Source organism: Brevundimonas sp. Leaf168, assembly GCF_001423685.1.
GTDB lineage: Bacteria > Pseudomonadota > Alphaproteobacteria > Caulobacterales > Caulobacteraceae > Brevundimonas > Brevundimonas vesicularis_C.
This window is the reverse complement of sequence record NZ_LMOY01000007.1, coordinates 455,251-473,877: the sequence shown is the minus strand read 5'-3', so window position 1 is coordinate 473,877 and position 18,627 is coordinate 455,251. Positions and strand designations below refer to the sequence as shown.

Here is an 18,627-nt window from a genome sequence, read left to right as displayed (position 1 = left end):
CGGGGTGTTTCACAAGTGAAAGGCGGGCCGTCTTGCGACGACCCGCCCCTCATTGCGCCTGAAAGCAGGATCAGGCGTTCAGATCGACGTCCTTGCCTTCCTTGACCAGCAGGAAGCCCAGAACGACCGTCCCCAGAGCCACCACGATCGGGTACCAGAGGCCGGAGTAGATGTTGCCCGTCGCCGCCACGATGGCGAAGGCGGTGGTCGGCAGGAAGCCGCCGAACCAGCCGTTGCCGATGTGATAGGGCAGGGACATGGAGGTGTAGCGGATATTGGTCGGGAACATCTCGACCAGGGCCGCCGCGATCGGTCCGTAGACCATGGTCACGTAGAAGCCGAGGATGAACAAAATCAGCACCACCATCGGCTTGTTGACCAGGGCGCTGTCGGCCTTGGCCGGATAGCCGGCGGCGGTCAGGGCCTCGCCCAGGCTCTTGTCCCAGGTCTTCTTCTGGGCGGCGAAGTCGGCCGGGGCCATGGCGTCGCCCCGGAAGCTGGGGATGACGGCCTGATCGCCGATACGCACCTCGGCGACGGTGCCGGCCGGGGCCGCGACGTTGGTGTAGGTCACGCCCGCCTTGGCCAGATAGGATTTGGCCACGTCGCAGGAGTGGTTGAACACCGTCTTGCCCACCGGATCGAACTGCAGATTACAGTCGGCCGGATCGGCATAGACCGTGACCGGCGCAGACGCGGCGGCGGCGGCCAGTTTCGGATTGGCGGCCTGGGTCAGGGCGTTGAACAGCGGGAAATAGGTCAGGGCCGCGATCAGGCAGCCGGCCAGGATAATCGGCTTTCTGCCCACCTTGTCCGAAAGCCAGCCCCAGAAGATGAAGAAGGGCGAGGCGGCGAGAAGCGCGATGGTCAGCAGCACATAGACCAGGGTGGCGTCGACCTTCATGACCCGTTCCAGGAAGAACAGGGCGTAGAACTGGCCCGTGTACCAGATGACGGCCTGGCCGGCGGTGAGGCCCAGCAGGGCGATCAGCACCAGCTTCAGGTTGGGCCATTTGCCGAAGCTGTCCTTCAGCGGGGTCTTGGAGCCCTTGCCCTCGGCCTTCATCCGCTTGAACGACGGGCTTTCGGCCAGCTTCAGGCGGATCCACAGGGACACGCCCAACAGCAGGATCGAGACCAGGAACGGAATGCGCCAGCCCCAGGCGGCGAAGGCTTCCTCGCCCAGCGTGTAGCGAACGCTCAGGATCACCACGAGGCTCAGCACCAGGCCGGCGGTCGCGGTGATCTGGATGAACGAGGTGTAGTAGCCGCGCTTGCCCTGCGGGGCGTGCTCGGCGACGTAGGTGGCGGCGCCGCCGTATTCGCCGCCCAGGGCCAGGCCCTGGATCAGGCGCATCAGCACCAGGATGATGGGCGCGGCGATGCCGATGACCGCATAGGGCGGCAACAGGCCGACGACGAAGGTCGACAGACCCATCAGCAGCATGGTGACGAGGAAGGTGTTCTTGCGTCCCCACAGGTCGCCCAGCCGCCCGAAGACGATGGCGCCGAAGGGCCGCACCGCGAAGCCGGCGGCGAAGGCCATCAGGGCGAAGATGTAGCCGGTGGTTTCGTTGACCCCGGAGAAGAACTGGACGGTGATGATCGCCGCCAGAGAGCCGTAGAGATAGAAGTCGTACCACTCGATGACGGTGCCGACCGATGAGGCGAGGATGACCAGGCGATCGCTGCGATCGACGGTGTGCTCCTCTCCTCCGGACGCAAGGGGTGCGTCGGTTGCCATGATCCATTTCCTCCCGTGTCGCCGTTATCGGCCGTTCTGCACATCCTTGAGGATGCGTGGACGCCGACATTGACCGAGAGCGGGGCGGGTGGAGAGAGCGACTTTGGTCGAGGATCGCTGGTCGCCAAGGCGACCTTGGGGTCGAGGATCGTTGGTCGATCAGCCGTCGATGGAGATGACCGGGCCGAGCTTGGGTTGCGCCTTGCCGCGTCGGGCGCTGCGACGCTTCAGCCAGGCGCGGATGCGGGTCTGGATCGGATTGTCGATAGCGAAGTGGAAGGCGAAGGCGAAGGCGACCGCCGCCATGACGCCCAGGCCCCACAGGCCCCATTGAACGAAGAGGGGCAAGCCGACGCGGGCTTCCACCGCATTGACCACGCCGAACCAGACGATGCGGACCACCTCGTTGGAGATGAACATGGAGAAGGAGACCATGGCGGCGGTCTCGACCCACTTCGAGGGCTTGGTCACAGGCACAGCGCCGGCGGCCAGGATGATGACCGAGATCAGGGTCAGGGCGACGAGGGCGTGCTTGTCGTGAAGCTGAAGCGCGAAGAAGCCGACGGCGGCCAGCACTCCGGCCCAGCCGGCCAGGCGCGGAGCGATCCAGACCTTCTGGGCGAACCAGGCCAGGCACATGCCCAGGAAGAACAGCGGCAGGGCGCGGATGATGCCGTAGCGCATCGGCATCTGATAGACGGGATAGCCGAGGAACGACCAGCACAGCTGGTTGGCGATCAGATAGACGCCGACGCCGACGGCCAGGGCGGACCACGGACCCAGACGCATCAGGCCGCGAATGATCCAGGGGAAGGCCAGGTAGCAGCCGATCAGGGCCGAGATCGACCAGGTCGGGGCGTTCCAGCCCAGGCCGCCGTGAACGCCGTAGGACTGAAGCAGCAGCAGCTGGGCCGGCAGCTGATCCCAGGCGAACCATTCGGGATTGCGGGGCGGCGAGCCGGCGGCGGTGGCCAGAAGTACGAAGCCGAGCAGCGACAAACCCATGATCAGGTGGGCGGGCACGACGCGCAGGAACCGCTTCAGGAAGAAGTCGCCGGGCGACATCCGGCCCTTGTCCACCGCCGCGCCATAGACGCGCATCAGCACATAGCCGCTGTCGATCAGGAAGAAGTTGGTCAGCAGGAAGCCGCCGCGTTCGAAGATCGGATTGATCAGGTGGGCGAGCGGTTCGGGACCGGCGGCCTGGAAGTGATGCAGGATGATCAGGAAGGCCACGATGAAACGCAGCGCGTCCAGCCAGCCGCCGCGCGCGATCTGAACTGTCTCATTGCGGGTCGAAATCAGGGACCAGGGCATCGTCAGCGCCTCCTTTGACCCCTCTACCGCAAGCTGCGGGCCAGTTCGCCTGTCAGGCGAACATCAGCCCCGCACCAGGCGCAGAAACTCTTCGCGCGTGCGGGGGTCGTCGCGGACGACGCCGATCAGGTGGCTGGTCGACAGGCTGGCGCCCGGCGCATTGACGCCGCGCAGGGTCATGCAGCTGTGCTCGGCCTCGATGACCACGCCGACGCCGTGCGGCTTCAGCACGGTCTGGATGGCCTCGGCGATCTCGGAGGTCATCTTCTCCTGGATCTGAAGACGGCGGGCGAAGCCACGCACGACCCGGGCCAGTTTGGAGATGCCGACGACGCGGTCCGTCGGCAGATAGGCGACGTGCGCCTTGCCCACGACCGGCAGCATATGGTGCTCGCAGAAGCTGACGAAGCGGATGTCCTTCAGCACGACCAGCTGGTCGTAGCCGCCCGTCTCCTCGAAAGTCTTTTCCAGATAGGAGAGCGGATCGACCTCATAGCCCTGGAAAAGCTCGCGGTAGCTCTTGGCGACGCGGGCGGGGGTTTCCAGCAGACCTTCGCGGTCCGGGTTGTCGCCGGCCCATTCGATCAGGGTGCGGACGGCGGCTTCGGCGTCGGCCTGGGAGACTTTGGAGGCGGGGGCGTCGGTCATGGCGGCCTAGATAGCGGAGCGCTTGAGGGAAGGGGAGAGGGCGAGCCGTTCCATTACGAGGCGGACGCGCGTTCAGACGGTGGAGTCGGAAAAAGAGAGTCTAATTCGTCTAATTCGTCTGAAATCGAATGGCTGGCGCTCCCCGAGGCGAAGGCGGGGAAGTCGGCATCGAAGCGGCGCCGTTCAAGGCCGCTGACGAGATTTTTCCGTGGTCAGGTCTGCGCGAAGACGCGTCTGGTTAGCGGCCTGTTAACCATCCTGTCGGCATTTTCTGCCCAGTAGTTTGCGGGAGCAGCCGATGAACGGCGCGGAAGTTCTGGACGTTGGGCGCGACGCCATCTGGCTGACGATCCAGCTGTGCCTGCCGGTGCTGCTGGTCGGCCTGGTCGTCGGTGTGGTGATCGGCCTGTTTCAGGCCCTGACGCAGATTCAGGAACAGACCCTGATCTATGCGCCCAAGATCATCGCCATCTTCGTTTCGCTGATCCTGTTCCTGCCGCTGATGGGCGCCCTGTTGGGCGGCTTCATGCGCCAGATCGCGGCCCGCATCGCGGGGATGTAGTGGACGCTTATGCGACCGCTGATCAGGTCTGGGCCGGGGGGCTGATCTTCGCCCGGATCGCGGCGATCCTGATGCTGATCCCCGGCTTTGGCGAGGCCTATGTGCCCCCGCGCGTGCGACTGTCGCTGGCGCTGGTCATCAGTCTGGCGCTGTGGCCGGTGGTGCGCGGTTCGCTGCCGGGCCTGCCGGACAGCATGGGGCTGATGGTCGGATGGATCATCCGCGAGGTGGTCGTGGGCCTGATGATCGGCCTGCTGCTGCGCATGTTCATGAGCGCCCTGGCGACAGCGGGCGAGATCGTGTCGTTGCAGACGACGCTCAGCTTCGCCCAGACCGCCAATCCGATGCAGGCTCAGCCGGGTTCGACCATCGCCGCCTTTCTGGCCCTGTTGGGCGTGACGCTGCTGTTCGCCACCGACACCCATCACCTGTTCATCGCCGGCATGGTGGGATCGTATCGGCTGATCTCGCCGGCCCAGCCGCTGATGATGGCCGACTTCACCCAGATGGCCGTGCGGACCCTGGGCGACAGCTTCCTGCTGGGCGTGCAGTTGTCGGCGCCGGTGCTGGTCTTCGCCTTGATCTTCAACCTGGCGTCCGGCCTGGTGGCGCGGGTCATGCCGTCGTTCCAGGTCTATTTCGCCGCCGCGCCCTTGAGCGTCATCCTGGGCCTGTCGATCTTTGCCCTGAGCCTGGGTGCGCTGGGCACCCTCTTCATCGACCGCTACCGCCGTCTGGCGGAGTATTTCGTGCTGGGAGGCCCTAGTGGCTGAAGGCGCGGATCCCGAGTCGAAAACCGAAGAGGCGACCCCGCGAAAGCTTGAGGACGCCCGAAAGAAGGGCGATGCGGCCAAGTCGCCCGACGTCGCCCAGGTGCTGTCGCTGGCGGGGGCGGCGGCGGTGATCCTGATGGGGGGAGGTTGGTTCGCCTCGTCCATCGCCGAACAGATGCTGCCCTTCATCGCCGCCCCGCACGAGATGCTGGGGGTGCTGAACTCGGGCGCGGGCAACCAGATCATGGTGCGCGCCGTCTGGGCCGTGGCGCCCTTTCTAGGAGCCGTCATGCTGGCGACCATCCTGGGCGGAGTCGGGGGCAATGTCGCCCAGTCAGGCCTGATCTTCACCGCCGAAAAGCTGAAGCCCAAATGGTCGGCGGTCAGTCCGATGCAGGGGTTCAAGCGTATCTTCGGCCCCGACGGCCTGGCGCAGTTCGTCAAGACCTTCCTGAAGCTGATCGCCGTGTGCGCCGTGTGCTGGATGGTGTTGAAGCCGCACCTGCGCGAGTTCGAGAACATGGCCTCGATCAGCCCGCTGGCGATCCTGCCGCTGGCGCGCGACATGGCGATCTCGCTGTTCGTGGCCTCGATCATCCTGCTGGGCGCCACGGCCGGAGCCGACTTCATCTGGCAGAAGATGCGCTTCGCCAAGCGGATGCGCATGACCAAGGAAGAGCTGAAGGAAGACTTCAAACAGTCCGAAGGCGACCCGCACATCAAGGCCAAGCTGAAGCAGATCCGCATGCAGCGCAGCCGCCAGCGGATGATGGCCAATGTGCCCAAGGCCACCGTCATCGTGACCAACCCGACCCACTACTCGGTCGCCCTGCGCTATGAGCCGGATCAGGGCGACGGGGCGCCGATCTGTGTGGCCAAGGGCGTCGACGCCCTGGCCCTGCGCATCCGCGAAGTGGCGACCGAGCACGGCGTGCCGATCGTCGAGAACGTGCCGCTGGCGCGCGCCCTGTACGCCACCGTCGAGGTGGACGAGGTCATTCCGCGCGAACATTTCGACGCCGCCGCCAAGATCATCGGCTTCGTCTTCCAGTCCCGCAAGCGCCGGTAAGGCGGCGTCAGGATTTGGGCGTATGATCGCAACACTGATTCGCGAGGCTGTATGACGTCCACCCGCCGCCCTTCGTTCGACCTGTTGTCCGGCGTGATGGCGTTCGGCGTCGTGGCGGCGATTGCGGCCCTGGCCTATCCGGCGTTTCGCGCCAACCCGACCTCGGCGCCGGGACTGGTGCTGATCCTGACCGTGGGCGCCATCGCCCTGATCGGTCTGTTCGGCTTCCGTCGGGCGGCGGACGCCAAGCCGAGCAGCGACGCGGCCATCGAGGTGCTGGACGCCATGGCCGAACCGGCGGCGCTGGTCTGGGATTCAGGGCAGATCCTGGCCTTCAACGCCGCGTGGTCCGAGGCCAATGGCGCGACCGGCGCCCTGCCGCGCGGCAAGTCGGCCCAGGCGCTGTACATGGCCTTCGCCCAGGCGCGCAAAGGCGAGCCGGGCCGCGCCATCGTCATGATCGGACAGCGCGAGGTCGAGGTCGTCATCGGCCAGATCGGCGATGGAAAGACGGGCGAGGGACGGTTCCTGATGCGCGCCGCGCCGGACGCCGTCCTGCCCATCGCCGCCGCGCCCGTTCACACGCCCGCCGCCGCGGCGACCGGCGAGGCGCGAGCCATGGCGGCCGGGGCGCCGTTCGGCTCGGCCGTGATCGGCGGCGACGACCTGTTTTCCGGCCGGGCGGAAGAAGCTAATCCGGCGCTTGCCGTTCTGACCGGACCGGGGGCGGCGCGCGATGCGGCCTTTGGGCATTTGTTCGATCCGGGCGGCATCGCCGAGGCGCGGCTGAAGCTGGCGGGGGGATCGTCGGGCCCGATCGAACTGGTCGCGCGGGCCTATCCCGACAAGATGCTGCATCTGTATGTGGCGCCCGAGGGCGACAAGCGGCGCATCTGGCTGTTCGACGTCTCGGGTCAGAAGTCGATGGAGCTGCAGCTCAACCAGGCCCAGAAGATGCAGGCCGTGGGCCAGCTGGCCGGGGGCGTGGCGCACGACTTCAACAATCTGCTGACGGCGATCCAGCTTCAGCTGTCGGGTTTGCTGGAACGGCACCCGGTGGGCGATCCTTCGTACGAGGGGCTGAACGAGATCCGCCAGACGGCCATTCGCGCGGCCGATCTGGTGCGCAAGCTGCTGGCCTTCTCGCGCAAGTCGACGGTGCGGCGCGAGCGGCTGGACCTGGGCGAACTGGTCGGCGAGTTCGCCATCCTGCTGCGGCGGCTACTGCGCGAGGACGTGCGGCTGGAGACCGACTACGGACGCGACCTGCCGGTCGTGCTGGCCGACAAGTCTCAGCTGGAGACGGCGGTGATGAACCTGGCCGTCAACGCGCGCGACGCCATGCGTGGCGTGGTCGAGCCGGGCGCCGGCGTCGTCACCATCGCCACGCGCCGCCTGACGGGCGACGAGGCGCGGGCCCTGGGCTGGGTCGATGCGCCGACAGACGAGGTGGCCCTGATCGAGGTGTCCGACACCGGACCCGGCGTGCCGCCCGAACTGGCGGACAAGATCTTCGAACCCTTCTTCACCACCAAGGCGGTGAACGAGGGGACCGGCATGGGCCTGGCCACCGTCTATGGCATCGTGCAGCAGGCGGGCGGCCACATCACCGTCAGCAATATCGAGGGGGCGGGCGCCGCCTTCCGCATCTTCCTGCCGGCGGCGGGCGAGGCGGAGCTGGCCGAGGTTCAGCCGGTCGAGGTCAAGGCCAAGGCGCCGCGCGACCTGTCGGGCGCCGGCCGCATCCTGTTCGTCGAAGACGAGGACGCCGTGCGCGGCATTGCCGCCCGGCTGCTGCGCCAGCGCGGCTATGAGGTCATAGAGGCCGCCGACGGCGAGGAGGCCCTGCTGCTGGCCGAGGAACACGCCGGCCAGATCGACATGATGATCTCGGACGTCATCATGCCGGGGCTGGATGGGCCGTCCTTGCTGAAGAAGGCGCGCAAATATCTGGGCGACGCGCCGGTCATGTTCATCTCGGGCTATGCCGAGAGCGACTTCTCGGACCTGCTACAGGACGAGACGGGCGTGTCCTTCCTACCCAAGCCGCTGGACATCAAGACGCTGGCGGAACGGGTGAAGCAGGAGCTGCACGCGGGCTGATCGCCCGCATGAAGGGCGGGGTCAGGCGGCGCGTCGAAGCGCGGACGGCGCCTTGACATACAGGCCACGGCGGCCGTTCACGGCGCGGAAGGCGACCGTCTCGCCTTCCAGACTTTCGTCCACGCCCAGAAGCAGGCAGCCGTCATCGACCAGGCGGCGCTCCAGTCCGTCCAGCAGACGCGCCCGGCGCGACGGGTCCATATCGGTCATGACATTGCGGCAGAAGATCACGTCGAAACGGGCGTCATCGGTCGGTTCGTCCAGCAGGTTGGCGCGACCGAAACGCACGGCGTCGGCCAGTTCGGCCTTGACGATCCACTGGTCTTCTCGTGGTTCGAACCAGCGCAGCATGGTCTTGGCCGTGAGCCCGCGCTGGATCTCGAAGCCGGTATAGAGGCCCGAGCGCGCCTTCTCGATCGCGCGCTGCGACAGGTCGGTGGCGACCAGATCGACATCGACGCCGATCTCCCTGGCCGCCATGGCGATGGACCAGGCCTCCTGGCCGGTCGAGCAGCCGGCCGACCAGATCTTGATCCGCCCGTCAGGCCGCGCCTTGGACAGGGCCGGCAACAGTTCGGTCTCTAGGATGCGGAAGGGGGTGCGGTCGCGACGGAACCAGGTCTCGGCGTTCAGCAGGGCCTCGATCACCGACCATGCCAGCGAAGCGACCGGATTGGCCCACAGGTTCGTCAGCAGAGCCTCGACATTGGCGTAGCCCTCGCGCCGCGCGATCGGACCCAGCCGGTGTTCAGCCAGGTGGATGCGATCCCGCGACAGCCGATAGCCGGCGCGGGTGGCGAGAAGGGACTGCAGCTTGTCGAAGTCCTCAGGCGTCATGCGGCGATCGCTCCGACCTCCGTCAGCTTGGACTGCAGGATTTCGCCGTCGAACGGCTTCATCACATAGTCGTCGGCGCCGGCGGCCAGGGCTTCGGCGATCCGCTCGGGGCGGGTCTCGATCGTGCAGAACAGCACCTTGGGTTGCTTGCCGCCCGGCATGGCGCGCAGGCGACGCAGGAAGGTGATCCCGTCCATCACGGGCATGTTCCAGTCCACCAGCAGGACGTCGGGCATGGCGCCGGTGCAATAGGCAAGGGCTTCGGAGCCGTCCGCCGCCTCATCGACCTCATAGCCCAGGCCCTCGACGATGCGGCGCGCAACCTTGCGGATGATGCGGCTGTCGTCGACGATCAGGCAGGTTCGGAAGTCCAAGGTCGATCCCTCAATGACACGACGGCTTTCGCCCGTGGCGCATGGACTGTTTTTATCTCAAACGCCAGTTAATGAGTCGTTTGGAAACGCCTCAGGCAGGCATTCGCGCGACCAGTGCGACCTTTCCGTCTTCAACCTTGACGCGTAGAGCGCCGCCGGCCTCGTTCACGGTCAGCCACAGCCAGTAGGGCTGGATCCATTGACCGGCCAGGCCCTCGACCAGGCGTTCGCCGGCCAGACCCGTGACGGCCTCGGGCTTCAGCCGGGCGCGGGCGCCCTCGGCGAAGCCTTCCAGATAGAGCAGGCCGTTTTCCACCCGCGACTGAATGGTGGCGACGCCGCCCATCGGCAGGGCGCCGACGGTCAGATAGGCGAGGTTGGTCAGGGCGCGGGCCTGGGGCTTGGTGAACTCGCCGTCGGCGATGCGCCAGTCGAGCGAGGCGCGGCCCCCCTGGACCATGCCGGACACCAGGCCTTCGATCTCGCGGGCTGTGAACTTCTCGCTGGTGGTGGCGGCGCCGAAGGCGACGCGAGCGAAGTGAACCAGGGCGACCATCTTCCTGGCGCTCTGCTCGATCAGGGCCAGGGCGTCGTCGCGCATGTCCTGAGCTGTCGGGTCCTGCATCAGGTCGAGGCCCGAGACGATGGCGCCCGACGGGCTGATGAAGTCATGGCACAGCTTGGCCGCGATATAGGTCGCCAGCTCCGTCCCATCGACCGGAAGGTCCAGCGGAGCGGCGTCTGTGTCGTGGGGGGAGGTCATGATGTCTGGCGCGCTCAGGTCACAGTTCGTGTCGCGCGCGAAGTTGGAGTGATTTGCCGGTTCATGGAACCGCCCGGATGGTCTATCGACCCGCCAATGACGACCTCTTCCACACCTGCTCTTGAGCGCGATCTGACGTCCGGCGCGCTGTCCCTGGCCATCGCCGAGATCGCAGAGGAGGCCGCGCGGCTGATCCTGCCCTATTGGCGCGCAGGCACGGCGGTCGAGACCAAGTCCGACGACAGCCCGGTGACCCAGGCCGACCGGGCGGCCGAAGCCCTGATCCTGGAACGGTTGGCGGCCCTGTATCCGGGCGTGCAGACGGTGGCGGAGGAAGCCGTGTCGGCCGATGGCGCGCCTGAAACCGCCGAGGACTGGTTCTGGCTGATCGATCCGCTGGACGGCACGCGCGGCTTCGTGCGCGGCGGCGAGGCCTTCACCGTCAATATCGCCCTGATCCATGACGGCTATCCGGTCGCGGGCGTGGTGACGGCGCCGGCGACGGCGACGACCTGGCGCACCGACAAGCCCGAGGGCGGCGCCTTTCGGCGTCAGTTCGGCGCCCTTCAGGCCGGCGAGGCGCATTCGGGCGAGGACTGGCGTCCGATCCGGGTGCGCGACCGGCCGCAGGAAGGCATGGCCCTGCTGAGCCACAGCGTCACCGACGAAGAGGCGACGCGTCTGGCCGCCCGTCACGGCTGCTCGCGCTGGCAGGGGACGGATTCGTCGCTGAAGTTCTGCCTGATCGCCGAGGGGCGGTTCGACGCCTATCCGCGCACCGGTCCGACCTCGGAATGGGACACCGCAGCAGGCCAGGCGGTGTTGGAAGCCGCCGGCGGACGGGTTCTGGCCGATGACGGGCAGCGGATGGCCTATGGCAAGACGCGGTTCCTGAACGGGGCCTTCGTCGCCATGGGCGGCTGAGGTCTAGGACCTCAACAACGCCTCGGCGCGGTCGGCGAGGGCGTCGACGCCCATTTCCCGGGCCGTCATCGCCGCCTCGCCCAGGATCAGCCCCAGATCGGTCGGGACGACGCCGCCAAGCCGATGCCGCGCCAGCATGATCTCGGCCATGCCGATCTGATCGGCGGCCCAGTCGAGCGGCGTCGCCGTCGCCATGCGCGCCCGCAACCGGGTCTCCAGCGTCATCAGGGCGGTCAGGTTCTTGACCGCCTCTGCCAGTGCCACCTCACGCGTGATGCGCCGCTCGCGCGCCAGGGCGCCGATGATCAGTTCGCCGCCCTGCGTCAGGGCCTCCGCCTGGGTCAGCAGCATCAGCGGCTGGGCGTCGTCGCCGACGCGAAGCACCTGGATCGCGGCCCAATCCAGCGGGCTGTGATCCGGCGTGAACTGATCGGCGGCGGCGTCGAACATGATCCGCCCCTGATTGCGGGCCTCGTCATGCCCCGCGATGGCGGCCAAGGCCGACAGGCCAGCGCCGCATAGAGCCAGGGCGCGGGCGCGGGTCAGGGGGCGATGGTCAGGGGATGCGGCCTCGACCAGGGCGCCCAGGTCGCGGCCGGCCTGATCCAGAAGATGCACGTCGCGCTGCACCACGCCCATTTCCAGCGACAGGGCCGCGCGATCCATACGCAGATCCATGTCCTCGGCGTCGTCTCTGCGCACCGCCTCATCCATCAAGACAGCCGCCTGATGAAGGCGGGCGATGTCGCCGCTCAGCCGGGCGGTGCGGACCGTCAGCCGGGCGTGAAGCGCGGCCATGCTGATCGCGATGCGTCGGCTGCGCGGCTGTCCGACCGCCGCAAGGGTCGTCGCCGCGCGATCCAGACGGGCGGGATCGCCGCACAGATCAAAGCGCAGCATCAGCACCGCCGCCTTGGCCATGGCCGCCCGCGCGATCTGATCCTCGCCCACCGCTGAACGCGCCAGGCTGTCTGCGCAGCGTTCGGCCCGGTCCAGACTGTCGGCGGCGCCGGTGCGCCGGGCGTGTTCACGCCACAGGGCGCAGGCGCGGTTCTCGGTCTCGAAGGGACGGGCGCAGGAGACGCGTCCGGCGTCCGTGGCTTCGCGTCTCGCCTCGGCGCGCAGCAAATCCGCGCCGATCAGTTCGACCCAGCCCAAGTCTTCGCTCTCTCGCGCCTGGGCGAAGAGTTTTCGAAGATCACGGCCGAATTCGAACATGCTGGACCTCGGTTATCCCGCTTCGGGACGCAGACTGCGTCACCTGCGGCGTCCAATGCAAACGCAGCGCCGGGAATGCGGTTCGGCTTGGCCTTAAGCCGGCGACCTAGTCGAGTTTCGGCGTCTTCTGCTGGCAGCGTTGCAGGTTGGCGCGCGCCTCGGGCGCATCGGCGTTGAGCTGACGCACTGCGGCGATGCGCGCGCGGGTCTGATCGGCCTCGGCGGCCGGCGCCGCCTTGCCCGCCGCCGTCGCGGCCTGCATGGCCGCAAGGGACCAGTAGAGCGCGGCGTCATACAGCCGCCGCCCCTGGGCGCTCTCGCCGCCTTCAAGCTCCGACGCGGCCTGGGTCAGGCCCGCACAGCGCACCGCCTCCTCATACGAAACCAACCCCACGGAAGGGGCGGCCTGCAGCATAAAGACGGTGCTGGCGAGGGCGAGAAGCGTCGACATGACCTCAGAATGGCTCAGCTGCGTGACCAAAGGAAGTCGTTTGCGGCGCCGGCCTTAGCCGCGCTCCTTCGTCTTGGTGAAGGCGATCTTGGGGAAGCGTTCGCCGACATAGCCGGTTTCCCAGCTCGACTTGGCCAGGAAGACCGGGGCCTGGTCGATGTCGCGCGCCATCTGGGGACGATATTTGCCGCTGAAGTCCTCGACGTCCGCGTCGGAGCCCTCCGCGCCTGGAGCGATCCAGCGCGCCTCGGCGTAGGGGGAGGGTTCGAAGACCACGTCCAGGCCGTACTCCTCGCCCAGACGGTCGGCCATGACCTCGAACTGCAGCTGGCCCACGGCGCCGACGATGAAGTCCGAGCCGATTTCGGGACGGAACAGCTGGGTCACGCCTTCCTCGGCCAGACCTTCCAGCGCCTTCTTCAGGTGTTTGGCCTTCAGGGGATCCTTCACGCGAACCCGTTGCAGGATTTCCGGCGCAAAGTTCGGCAGGCCGGCGAAACGGACCACGCCGCTCTCCGACAGGCTGTCGCCGACGCGCAGCACGCCGTGGTTCGGAATGCCGATCACGTCGCCGGCGAAGGCGTCGTCGGCCAGTTCCCGATCCGAGGCGAAGAACATAATCGGCGCATTGACCGACAGGGACTTGCCGGTGTTCTGCACCTTCAGCTTCATGCCGCGCTTGAAGGCGCCCGACGCCATACGGAACATCGCGATCCGGTCGCGGTGGTTGGGGTCCATGTTCGCCTGAACCTTGAAGACGAAGCCGGTGACCTCGTTGGATCCCGGTTCGACCTCAGTCTCGACAGGGGCGGGGGCGTTGCGGGTCTCGGGTGGGGATTCCTTTTTGGCCTTCATGACCTTGGGCGCCGGGGCCCAGTCGCCGATGGCCTTCAGCAGTTCGTCGATGCCGAAGTGGCGAAGCGCCGATCCCCACAGTACCGGGGTCATGTGACCTTCCAGGAAGGCCTGGCGGTCGAATGCCGGATAGCCGCCCTCGACCAGTTCGACGGCCTCGGCAAGGTTGTCTTGCTCGCCCGCCTCGAAATACCGGGCCGCCTGGTCCAGCGGCAGGGCGGGGGGGTGTTCGGGATCCTCGGCTGAACCGGCGGCCTTGCGGGTATAGGGCTGGAACCGGCCGGTTCCGACCTCGACCATGCCGCGCAGGCGATTGCCGCTCTCGGCCGGCCACCAGATCGGGGCGGGGTCCAGCTGAAGGCGTGACGCGATGTCGTCCAGCAGAGCCATCGGGTCCTGGGCCTCGCGGTCCAGCTTGTTGATGAAGGTGATGATCGGGATGTCGCGCAGGCGGCAGACCTCGAACAGCTTCAGCGTCTGCGGCTCGATCCCCTTGGCGGCGTCCAGCACCATGATGGCGCAGTCGGCGGCGGTCAGGGTGCGATAGGTGTCTTCGGAGAAGTCCTCGTGCCCGGGCGTATCGAGCAGGTTGAACATCTTGCCGTCGTGCTCGAACGTCATGACCGAGGCGCTGACCGAGATGCCGCGCTCCTTCTCGATCTTCATCCAGTCCGAACGGGTGCGGCGGTTCTCGCCGCGCGCCCGCACCGCGCCGGCCGCACGAATGGCGCCGCCGGCCAACAGGATATGCTCGGTCAGGGTCGTCTTGCCCGCATCCGGGTGGGCGATGATGGCGAAGGTCCGGCGGCGGGCCGCTTCTTCAGGCAGGGTTAGTGAGGACATGGCGCGCGACTAGCGCGGACACGCCTCAAAGTCACGGGATTGCACCGGATGAAATAACCCCTCGCCACGAAGGGCTATCGGAGTCATGCTCGGTTCTGGAGGAGACGATCAGGCCGTCAGAGTCCGACGCTCCCCTCCCGGATCAATCCGGGATCATAGGGAAAGGACAAGGACGATGGCTGTCATCCATCCTCAAGACCGTATCGCCCATGCGCCGCGTGAGCGGGCGCCGCTGCATCCGGCGGTGGGGCTGGTCGTCGGCTTCGGCTTTATCGTAGCCGTGGCGACGCTGGTCCATGTGGTGTTCAACGCCGTCTTCTGACGGCGTTTCAGGCCGCGATCAGGCGGCCAGGCGGTTCCAGACGGCGCGGTCGGCGGAGACGGCGTCGAGGCGACGACCCTTGGCCTGAAGCTGGCGCATCACCTGTTCGGGCAGGGTGCAGAAACGCGGTTCGACGAGGTCGGGATTGCAGGCGGCGGCGGGCGCGGCGAACAGGGCGGCGTTCACGTCCGAGCTGCGCTCGGCGATCAGCCAGGCCAGGCGGCGGGCGCGTTCGGGATCGTTGCGGTGAAGCAGCGGGTCCTCGGCGAACAGTTCGCAACCCAGTTCCAGCAGATAGTCCAGACCCAGCTTCTCGAACCGGCGCGCGTCGGCGGGCGTGACCGGGCAGGCCTCGTCCAGGTCGAACACGACATCGTTCAGAAGAAACAGCATGGGCGAGACGCTCGACTGGCCGGACGCGAGTTCGTCCGTAAGCTCACAATAGGCGCCGCCGCTTGCAGTCCCGTTCACGGACGCGGTTAAGAGTTTCTGACCAGCCGGCCGTCGCCTTGTAAGAAAAGCGACGGCGATGACGCGACGTTACCCTTGCGCCAGTGTGCGGCCTCAGCTTACCTGATCACGCATTGTTACAGGCCGGCGTCGCGCCGGAGAGAGGCCGTCATGACGACCCATGAAGATCGCGCCGGGCTGAAGGTCGCGGGCGAATTGATCGCCCTGATCGAGCAGGACGTACTGCCTGGGCTGGGACTTGATGCGGCGGCCTTCTGGAGCGGAGCGGCGGCGATCTTCGAGCGGTTCGCGCCCGAGAACCGGGCGCTTCTGGCGCGACGCGACGCCTTGCAGGCTCAGATTGACGACTGGCACCAGGCGCGGCGGGGCCAGCCGTATGATGTGGCGGCGTCCGAGGCGTTTCTGAAAGAGATCGGCTATCTGGTGGAGGAGCCGGCCCCGTTCACGATCGGGACCGAAGGCGTGGACGCCGAGATCGCGCGCATGGCCGGCCCGCAGCTGGTCGTGCCAGTGCTGAACGCCCGCTTCCTGCTGAACGCCGCCAATGCGCGGTGGGGCAGCCTGTATGATGCGTTTTACGGCACCGATGCGTTGGGCGACCTGCCGGCTGGCGGCGGCTATGACGCAGCGCGCGGCGCGCGGGTCGTCGCGCGGGCCAAGGCCTTTTTGGACGAGGCGGCGCCGCTGGCGGAGGGTTTGCATACGGATGTCGCCGGCTGGTCGGTAGTTGATGGCGCACTGTCGCCCGCGTTGAAGGATGCAGGACAGTTCGTCGGTTTTACCGGCGAGACGACGGCGCCGTCTTCCATCCTGCTGGTCAACAACGGGCTGCACATCGAACTGGTGATCGACCGCAGCCATCCGGTGGGGCGCAGCGACGCGGCGGGGCTGGCGGATGTGGTGCTGGAATCGGCCCTGTCGACCATCGTCGATCTGGAGGATTCCGTCGCGGCCGTCGATGCGGCCGACAAGGCCGAGGCCTATCGCAACTGGCTGGGTCTGATGCGCGGCGACCTGTCCGCGACGTTCAAGAAGGGCGGCGAGACCCTGACCCGCGCTCTGGAGCCGGATCGCCAGTGGACGGCACCGGGCGGGTCGTCGGTGATGCTGAAGGGACGCAGCCTGCTGTTCGCGCGCAATGTCGGCCATCTGATGACGACCCCGGCCATTCTTCTGGCGGATGGGTCGGAGGCGCTCGAGGGGATCATGGACGCCATCGTGACCAGCCTGATCGCCCTGTATGACATCAAGGGTCTGGGTGGGTTCGGCAACAGCGCGACGGGCTCTGTCTATATCGTCAAACCCAAGATGCACGGGCCGGAAGAGGCCGCCTTCACCGATCGGCTGTTCGATGCGGTCGAGAACCTGCTGGCCCTGCCGCGCCATGCGATCAAGGTCGGGGTGATGGACGAAGAGCGGCGGACCTCAGCCAATCTGGCGGCCTGCATTCAGGCGGTGAAGGACCGGATCGTCTTCATCAACACCGGCTTTTTGGACCGCACCGGCGACGAGATCCACACGGCCATGCAGGCCGGCCCGGTGGTGCGAAAGGCGGACATCAAGTCCAGCGCCTGGATCGCGGCCTATGAGGCGAGGAACGTCGCCATCGGCCTGAAATGCGGCCTGTCGGGCAAGGCCCAGATCGGCAAGGGGATGTGGGCGGCGCCGGACCGGATGGCGGACATGCTGGAGCAGAAGATCGGTCATCCGAAGACGGGCGCGAACACCGCCTGGACCCCCTCGCCGACGGCGGCGACCCTGCACGCGCTTCACTATCATGCGGTGGATGTTTTCGCGGTTCAGAAGGATGTAGCTGGGCGCGAGACGCCGGGGCTGGAGGCTTTGCTGACCCCGCCGCTGGGGAATGGCGTCAACTGGTCCGAGGACGAGGTGGCGGCCGAGTTGGACAACAACGCCCAGGGCATACTGGGCTATGTCGTGCGCTGGATCGACCAGGGGGTGGGGTGTTCCAAGGTGCCGGACATCCACGACATCGGCCTGATGGAGGACCGGGCGACGCTGCGGATCAGTTCGCAGCATATCGCCAACTGGCTGCTGCACGGGGTCTGTACGGCCGATCAGGTCGAGGCGGCCTTCCAGCGCATGGCGTCCAAGGTGGATGGGCAGAATGCGGGCGATCCGCTGTATCGGCCGATGGCGACGGACCCGGATAACAGTCTGGCCTATCAGGCGGCGCGGGCGCTGGTGTTCGAAGGCGTCGAGCAGCCGAACGGTTATACCGAGCCGTTGCTGCATGCCTGGCGGTCGAAGGCCAAGGCGGCTCACTCCGTCTGACGCGCCTTGGGCGGAGCGGGCGGTTCCGGCGTCTCGGCCTCGTCGTCGGCCATGACGTCGTCGGCGGCGTCGTTGGCGGTTCGGGCGGGACTTTGCGGGCCGGTCGGTCGCGGCGGTGACCCGACGCCGTAGCCGAGGCGCTTCAAGGCCTCTTCGCCGTCCAGGCCGAAGGCGGTGCGCAGGCGAAGGTCGGTCTGAGGCACCGGCACCTCGACGCCCGCCGCATCCAGGGCGTCGGCGATCAGCCAGGTGTAGGCGGCGTGCATGGCCGCTGGGCGTTTGACGGCGTCGCGCGTCGGCCAGACCACCAGTTCGAACGACAGGCCGCGATCGCCGAAGGCCACCAGCCAGACCTGGCTCTTGCGGGCCTCCGTCTCCGGCAGGGTAAAGGGGCTGGCGCGGGCGGCGGCCAGAACCGCATCGCGCACCTGTCCCCGTTCCGACCCATAGGCGACGGTGAAGGGCACATGGATGCGACGGGTGTCGCCCTTCATCGTCCAGTTGGTGACGGGCTGTTCGATGAAGCGCGAGTTGGGCACCAGGACATTGACGTTGTCATTGGTGCGGACACGGGTGGCGCGCGGGCCGATCTCCATGATGGCGCCGCGGATGCCGATGTCCTCGATCTCGATATAGTCGCCGACCGACACCATCCGGTCGAAGATCAGGAACAGGCCGGAGACGAACTCCTTGACCACTCCCTGCAGCCCGAGACCCACGCCGATGCCCAGCGCGCCGGCGAATACGGTCAGGGACGACAGGTTCAAACCCGCCGCCGACAGAGCCGACATGACGCCCACGACGATAATGCCGTAGCCGGCCAGACGCTCCAGCAGATAGATCGCCTGACGGCTGCGGTCCGAGCGTTCGCGCACCCGGCGCAGCGACCGCGTCACCAGCCAGTGGGCGGCGAAGGCGATTAGGAGGATCACGCCCGCGCTGACCAGACCGCCCAGCGTCAGATTGATCCCGGCGATGCGGGCGATCTGCGACTGCTCGATGGTGTCGAGGCCCAGCTTCTGGATCGGATTGGTCATCGCGTCCTAGAGCGTCCGGCG

Annotated in this window: 18 protein-coding genes; 7 read left to right on the top strand and 11 right to left on the bottom strand. The window is 67.1% G+C overall.

The annotated features are described in order from the left end of the window. Nucleotides 1-70 precede the first annotated feature (70 nt). From ASF81_RS07245 to folE, 3 genes are all read right to left on the bottom strand, one after another. Entirely contained in the window at nucleotides 71-1,744 is a 1,674-nt protein-coding gene (locus ASF81_RS07245; protein WP_055806838.1) for an MFS transporter, read from the bottom strand. A 159-nt stretch (nucleotides 1,745-1,903) separates the two neighbouring features. After that, a complete protein-coding gene (locus ASF81_RS07240) occupies nucleotides 1,904-3,061 on the bottom strand; it encodes an acyltransferase (RefSeq protein ID WP_055806835.1) in 1,158 nt (385 codons plus the stop codon). Between the two features lie 63 nt (nucleotides 3,062-3,124). Continuing rightward, entirely contained in the window at nucleotides 3,125-3,709 is a 585-nt protein-coding gene (gene folE / locus ASF81_RS07235; RefSeq protein WP_055806832.1) for a GTP cyclohydrolase I FolE, read from the bottom strand. A gap of 298 nt (nucleotides 3,710-4,007) precedes the next feature. Between folE and fliQ the strand changes: the two genes are divergently transcribed. Genes fliQ through cckA form a run of 4 tightly spaced genes read left to right on the top strand, consistent with a single transcriptional unit; the run spans nucleotide 4,008 to nucleotide 8,216 of the window. Beyond that, nucleotides 4,008-4,271 (top strand): flagellar biosynthesis protein FliQ, encoded by a 264-nt coding sequence (gene fliQ, locus ASF81_RS07230; RefSeq protein WP_017505641.1) that lies wholly within the window; start codon nucleotides 4,008-4,010, stop codon nucleotides 4,269-4,271. After that, nucleotides 4,271-5,044 (top strand): flagellar biosynthetic protein FliR, encoded by a 774-nt coding sequence (gene fliR, locus ASF81_RS07225; RefSeq protein WP_055806829.1) that lies wholly within the window; start codon nucleotides 4,271-4,273, stop codon nucleotides 5,042-5,044. The genes fliQ and fliR overlap by 1 nt, the downstream gene beginning before the upstream one ends. After that, a complete protein-coding gene (gene flhB, locus ASF81_RS07220) occupies nucleotides 5,037-6,113 on the top strand; it encodes a flagellar biosynthesis protein FlhB (RefSeq protein ID WP_055753861.1) in 1,077 nt (358 codons plus the stop codon). Before fliR ends, flhB begins: the two co-directional genes overlap by 8 nt. Nucleotides 6,114-6,164: 51 nt before the next feature. Then, nucleotides 6,165-8,216 carry a cell cycle histidine kinase CckA gene (cckA, locus tag ASF81_RS07215; RefSeq protein ID WP_055806826.1) on the top strand — a complete coding sequence of 684 codons (2,052 nt, stop codon included), beginning with the start codon at nucleotides 6,165-6,167 and terminating at the stop codon, nucleotides 8,214-8,216. A 21-nt stretch (nucleotides 8,217-8,237) separates the two neighbouring features. Here the strand turns inward: cckA and ASF81_RS07210 are convergent, their stop codons facing one another. The 3 genes from ASF81_RS07210 to chpT all read right to left on the bottom strand — a co-directional run bounded on the left by ASF81_RS07210 (nucleotide 8,238) and on the right by chpT (nucleotide 10,190). Beyond that, nucleotides 8,238-9,053, bottom strand: coding sequence for a protein-glutamate O-methyltransferase CheR (locus ASF81_RS07210; RefSeq protein ID WP_055806824.1), 816 nt, complete (start codon nucleotides 9,051-9,053; stop codon nucleotides 8,238-8,240). Continuing rightward, nucleotides 9,050-9,427, bottom strand: coding sequence for a response regulator (locus tag ASF81_RS07205; RefSeq protein WP_017505646.1), 378 nt, complete (start codon nucleotides 9,425-9,427; stop codon nucleotides 9,050-9,052). The genes ASF81_RS07210 and ASF81_RS07205 overlap by 4 nt, the downstream gene beginning before the upstream one ends. 91 nt (nucleotides 9,428-9,518) lie before the next feature. Then, the gene (gene chpT / locus ASF81_RS07200) at nucleotides 9,519-10,190 is read right to left on the bottom strand and encodes a histidine phosphotransferase ChpT (RefSeq protein WP_055806821.1); all 672 of its coding nucleotides are present in this window, start codon (nucleotides 10,188-10,190) and stop codon (nucleotides 9,519-9,521) included. Nucleotides 10,191-10,286: 96 nt separating this feature from the next. Between chpT and cysQ the strand changes: the two genes are divergently transcribed. Next, nucleotides 10,287-11,114, top strand: coding sequence for a 3'(2'),5'-bisphosphate nucleotidase CysQ (gene cysQ / locus ASF81_RS07195; RefSeq protein WP_017505648.1), 828 nt, complete (start codon nucleotides 10,287-10,289; stop codon nucleotides 11,112-11,114). Nucleotides 11,115-11,117: 3 nt separating this feature from the next. Here the strand turns inward: cysQ and ASF81_RS07190 are convergent, their stop codons facing one another. The 3 genes from ASF81_RS07190 to ASF81_RS07180 form a co-directional block, all read right to left on the bottom strand. After that, on the bottom strand, nucleotides 11,118-12,332 hold the full coding sequence (locus ASF81_RS07190; RefSeq protein WP_055806818.1) for a hypothetical protein: 1,215 nt from the start codon (nucleotides 12,330-12,332) through the stop codon (nucleotides 11,118-11,120). 106 nt (nucleotides 12,333-12,438) lie between these two features. Continuing rightward, nucleotides 12,439-12,783 carry a hypothetical protein gene (locus ASF81_RS07185; protein WP_055806815.1) on the bottom strand — a complete coding sequence of 115 codons (345 nt, stop codon included), beginning with the start codon at nucleotides 12,781-12,783 and terminating at the stop codon, nucleotides 12,439-12,441. 54 nt (nucleotides 12,784-12,837) lie between these two features. Next, nucleotides 12,838-14,481 carry a peptide chain release factor 3 gene (locus tag ASF81_RS07180; protein WP_055806812.1) on the bottom strand — a complete coding sequence of 548 codons (1,644 nt, stop codon included), beginning with the start codon at nucleotides 14,479-14,481 and terminating at the stop codon, nucleotides 12,838-12,840. 175 nt (nucleotides 14,482-14,656) lie between these two features. Between ASF81_RS07180 and ASF81_RS15255 the strand changes: the two genes are divergently transcribed. Then, on the top strand, nucleotides 14,657-14,803 hold the full coding sequence (locus ASF81_RS15255; protein WP_165113816.1) for a hypothetical protein: 147 nt from the start codon (nucleotides 14,657-14,659) through the stop codon (nucleotides 14,801-14,803). 18 nt (nucleotides 14,804-14,821) lie between these two features. Here the strand turns inward: ASF81_RS15255 and ASF81_RS07175 are convergent, their stop codons facing one another. Continuing rightward, nucleotides 14,822-15,196 (bottom strand): hypothetical protein, encoded by a 375-nt coding sequence (locus ASF81_RS07175; protein ID WP_055806809.1) that lies wholly within the window; start codon nucleotides 15,194-15,196, stop codon nucleotides 14,822-14,824. Between the two features lie 228 nt (nucleotides 15,197-15,424). Between ASF81_RS07175 and ASF81_RS07170 the strand changes: the two genes are divergently transcribed. Continuing rightward, the gene (locus ASF81_RS07170) at nucleotides 15,425-17,569 is read left to right on the top strand and encodes a malate synthase G (RefSeq protein ID WP_055806806.1); all 2,145 of its coding nucleotides are present in this window, start codon (nucleotides 15,425-15,427) and stop codon (nucleotides 17,567-17,569) included. Here ASF81_RS07170 and ASF81_RS07165 read toward each other — a convergent pair. After that, nucleotides 17,557-18,606, bottom strand: coding sequence for a mechanosensitive ion channel family protein (locus ASF81_RS07165; RefSeq protein WP_055806804.1), 1,050 nt, complete (start codon nucleotides 18,604-18,606; stop codon nucleotides 17,557-17,559). The two genes, ASF81_RS07170 and ASF81_RS07165, sit on opposite strands and share 13 nt — an antisense overlap. Nucleotides 18,607-18,627: the final 21 nt, after the last annotated feature.

Coding starts and splice junctions, on each gene's coding strand:
- ASF81_RS07165 (WP_055806804.1), bottom strand. CDS start 18,606: ATGACCAATCCGATCCAGAAGCTGGGCCTCGACACCATCGAGCAGTCG.
- ASF81_RS07240 (WP_055806835.1), bottom strand. CDS start 3,061: ATGCCCTGGTCCCTGATTTCGACCCGCAATGAGACAGTTCAGATCGCG.
- chpT (WP_055806821.1), bottom strand. CDS start 10,190: ATGACCTCCCCCCACGACACAGACGCCGCTCCGCTGGACCTTCCGGTC.
- cysQ (WP_017505648.1), top strand. CDS start 10,287: ATGACGACCTCTTCCACACCTGCTCTTGAGCGCGATCTGACGTCCGGC.
- fliQ (WP_017505641.1), top strand. CDS start 4,008: ATGAACGGCGCGGAAGTTCTGGACGTTGGGCGCGACGCCATCTGGCTG.
- ASF81_RS07210 (WP_055806824.1), bottom strand. CDS start 9,053: ATGACGCCTGAGGACTTCGACAAGCTGCAGTCCCTTCTCGCCACCCGC.
- cckA (WP_055806826.1), top strand. CDS start 6,165: ATGACGTCCACCCGCCGCCCTTCGTTCGACCTGTTGTCCGGCGTGATG.
- folE (WP_055806832.1), bottom strand. CDS start 3,709: ATGACCGACGCCCCCGCCTCCAAAGTCTCCCAGGCCGACGCCGAAGCC.
- ASF81_RS07245 (WP_055806838.1), bottom strand. CDS start 1,744: ATGGCAACCGACGCACCCCTTGCGTCCGGAGGAGAGGAGCACACCGTC.
- ASF81_RS15255 (WP_165113816.1), top strand. CDS start 14,657: ATGGCTGTCATCCATCCTCAAGACCGTATCGCCCATGCGCCGCGTGAG.
- ASF81_RS07170 (WP_055806806.1), top strand. CDS start 15,425: ATGACGACCCATGAAGATCGCGCCGGGCTGAAGGTCGCGGGCGAATTG.
- ASF81_RS07190 (WP_055806818.1), bottom strand. CDS start 12,332: ATGTTCGAATTCGGCCGTGATCTTCGAAAACTCTTCGCCCAGGCGCGA.
- ASF81_RS07175 (WP_055806809.1), bottom strand. CDS start 15,196: ATGCTGTTTCTTCTGAACGATGTCGTGTTCGACCTGGACGAGGCCTGC.
- ASF81_RS07185 (WP_055806815.1), bottom strand. CDS start 12,783: ATGTCGACGCTTCTCGCCCTCGCCAGCACCGTCTTTATGCTGCAGGCC.
- ASF81_RS07180 (WP_055806812.1), bottom strand. CDS start 14,481: ATGTCCTCACTAACCCTGCCTGAAGAAGCGGCCCGCCGCCGGACCTTC.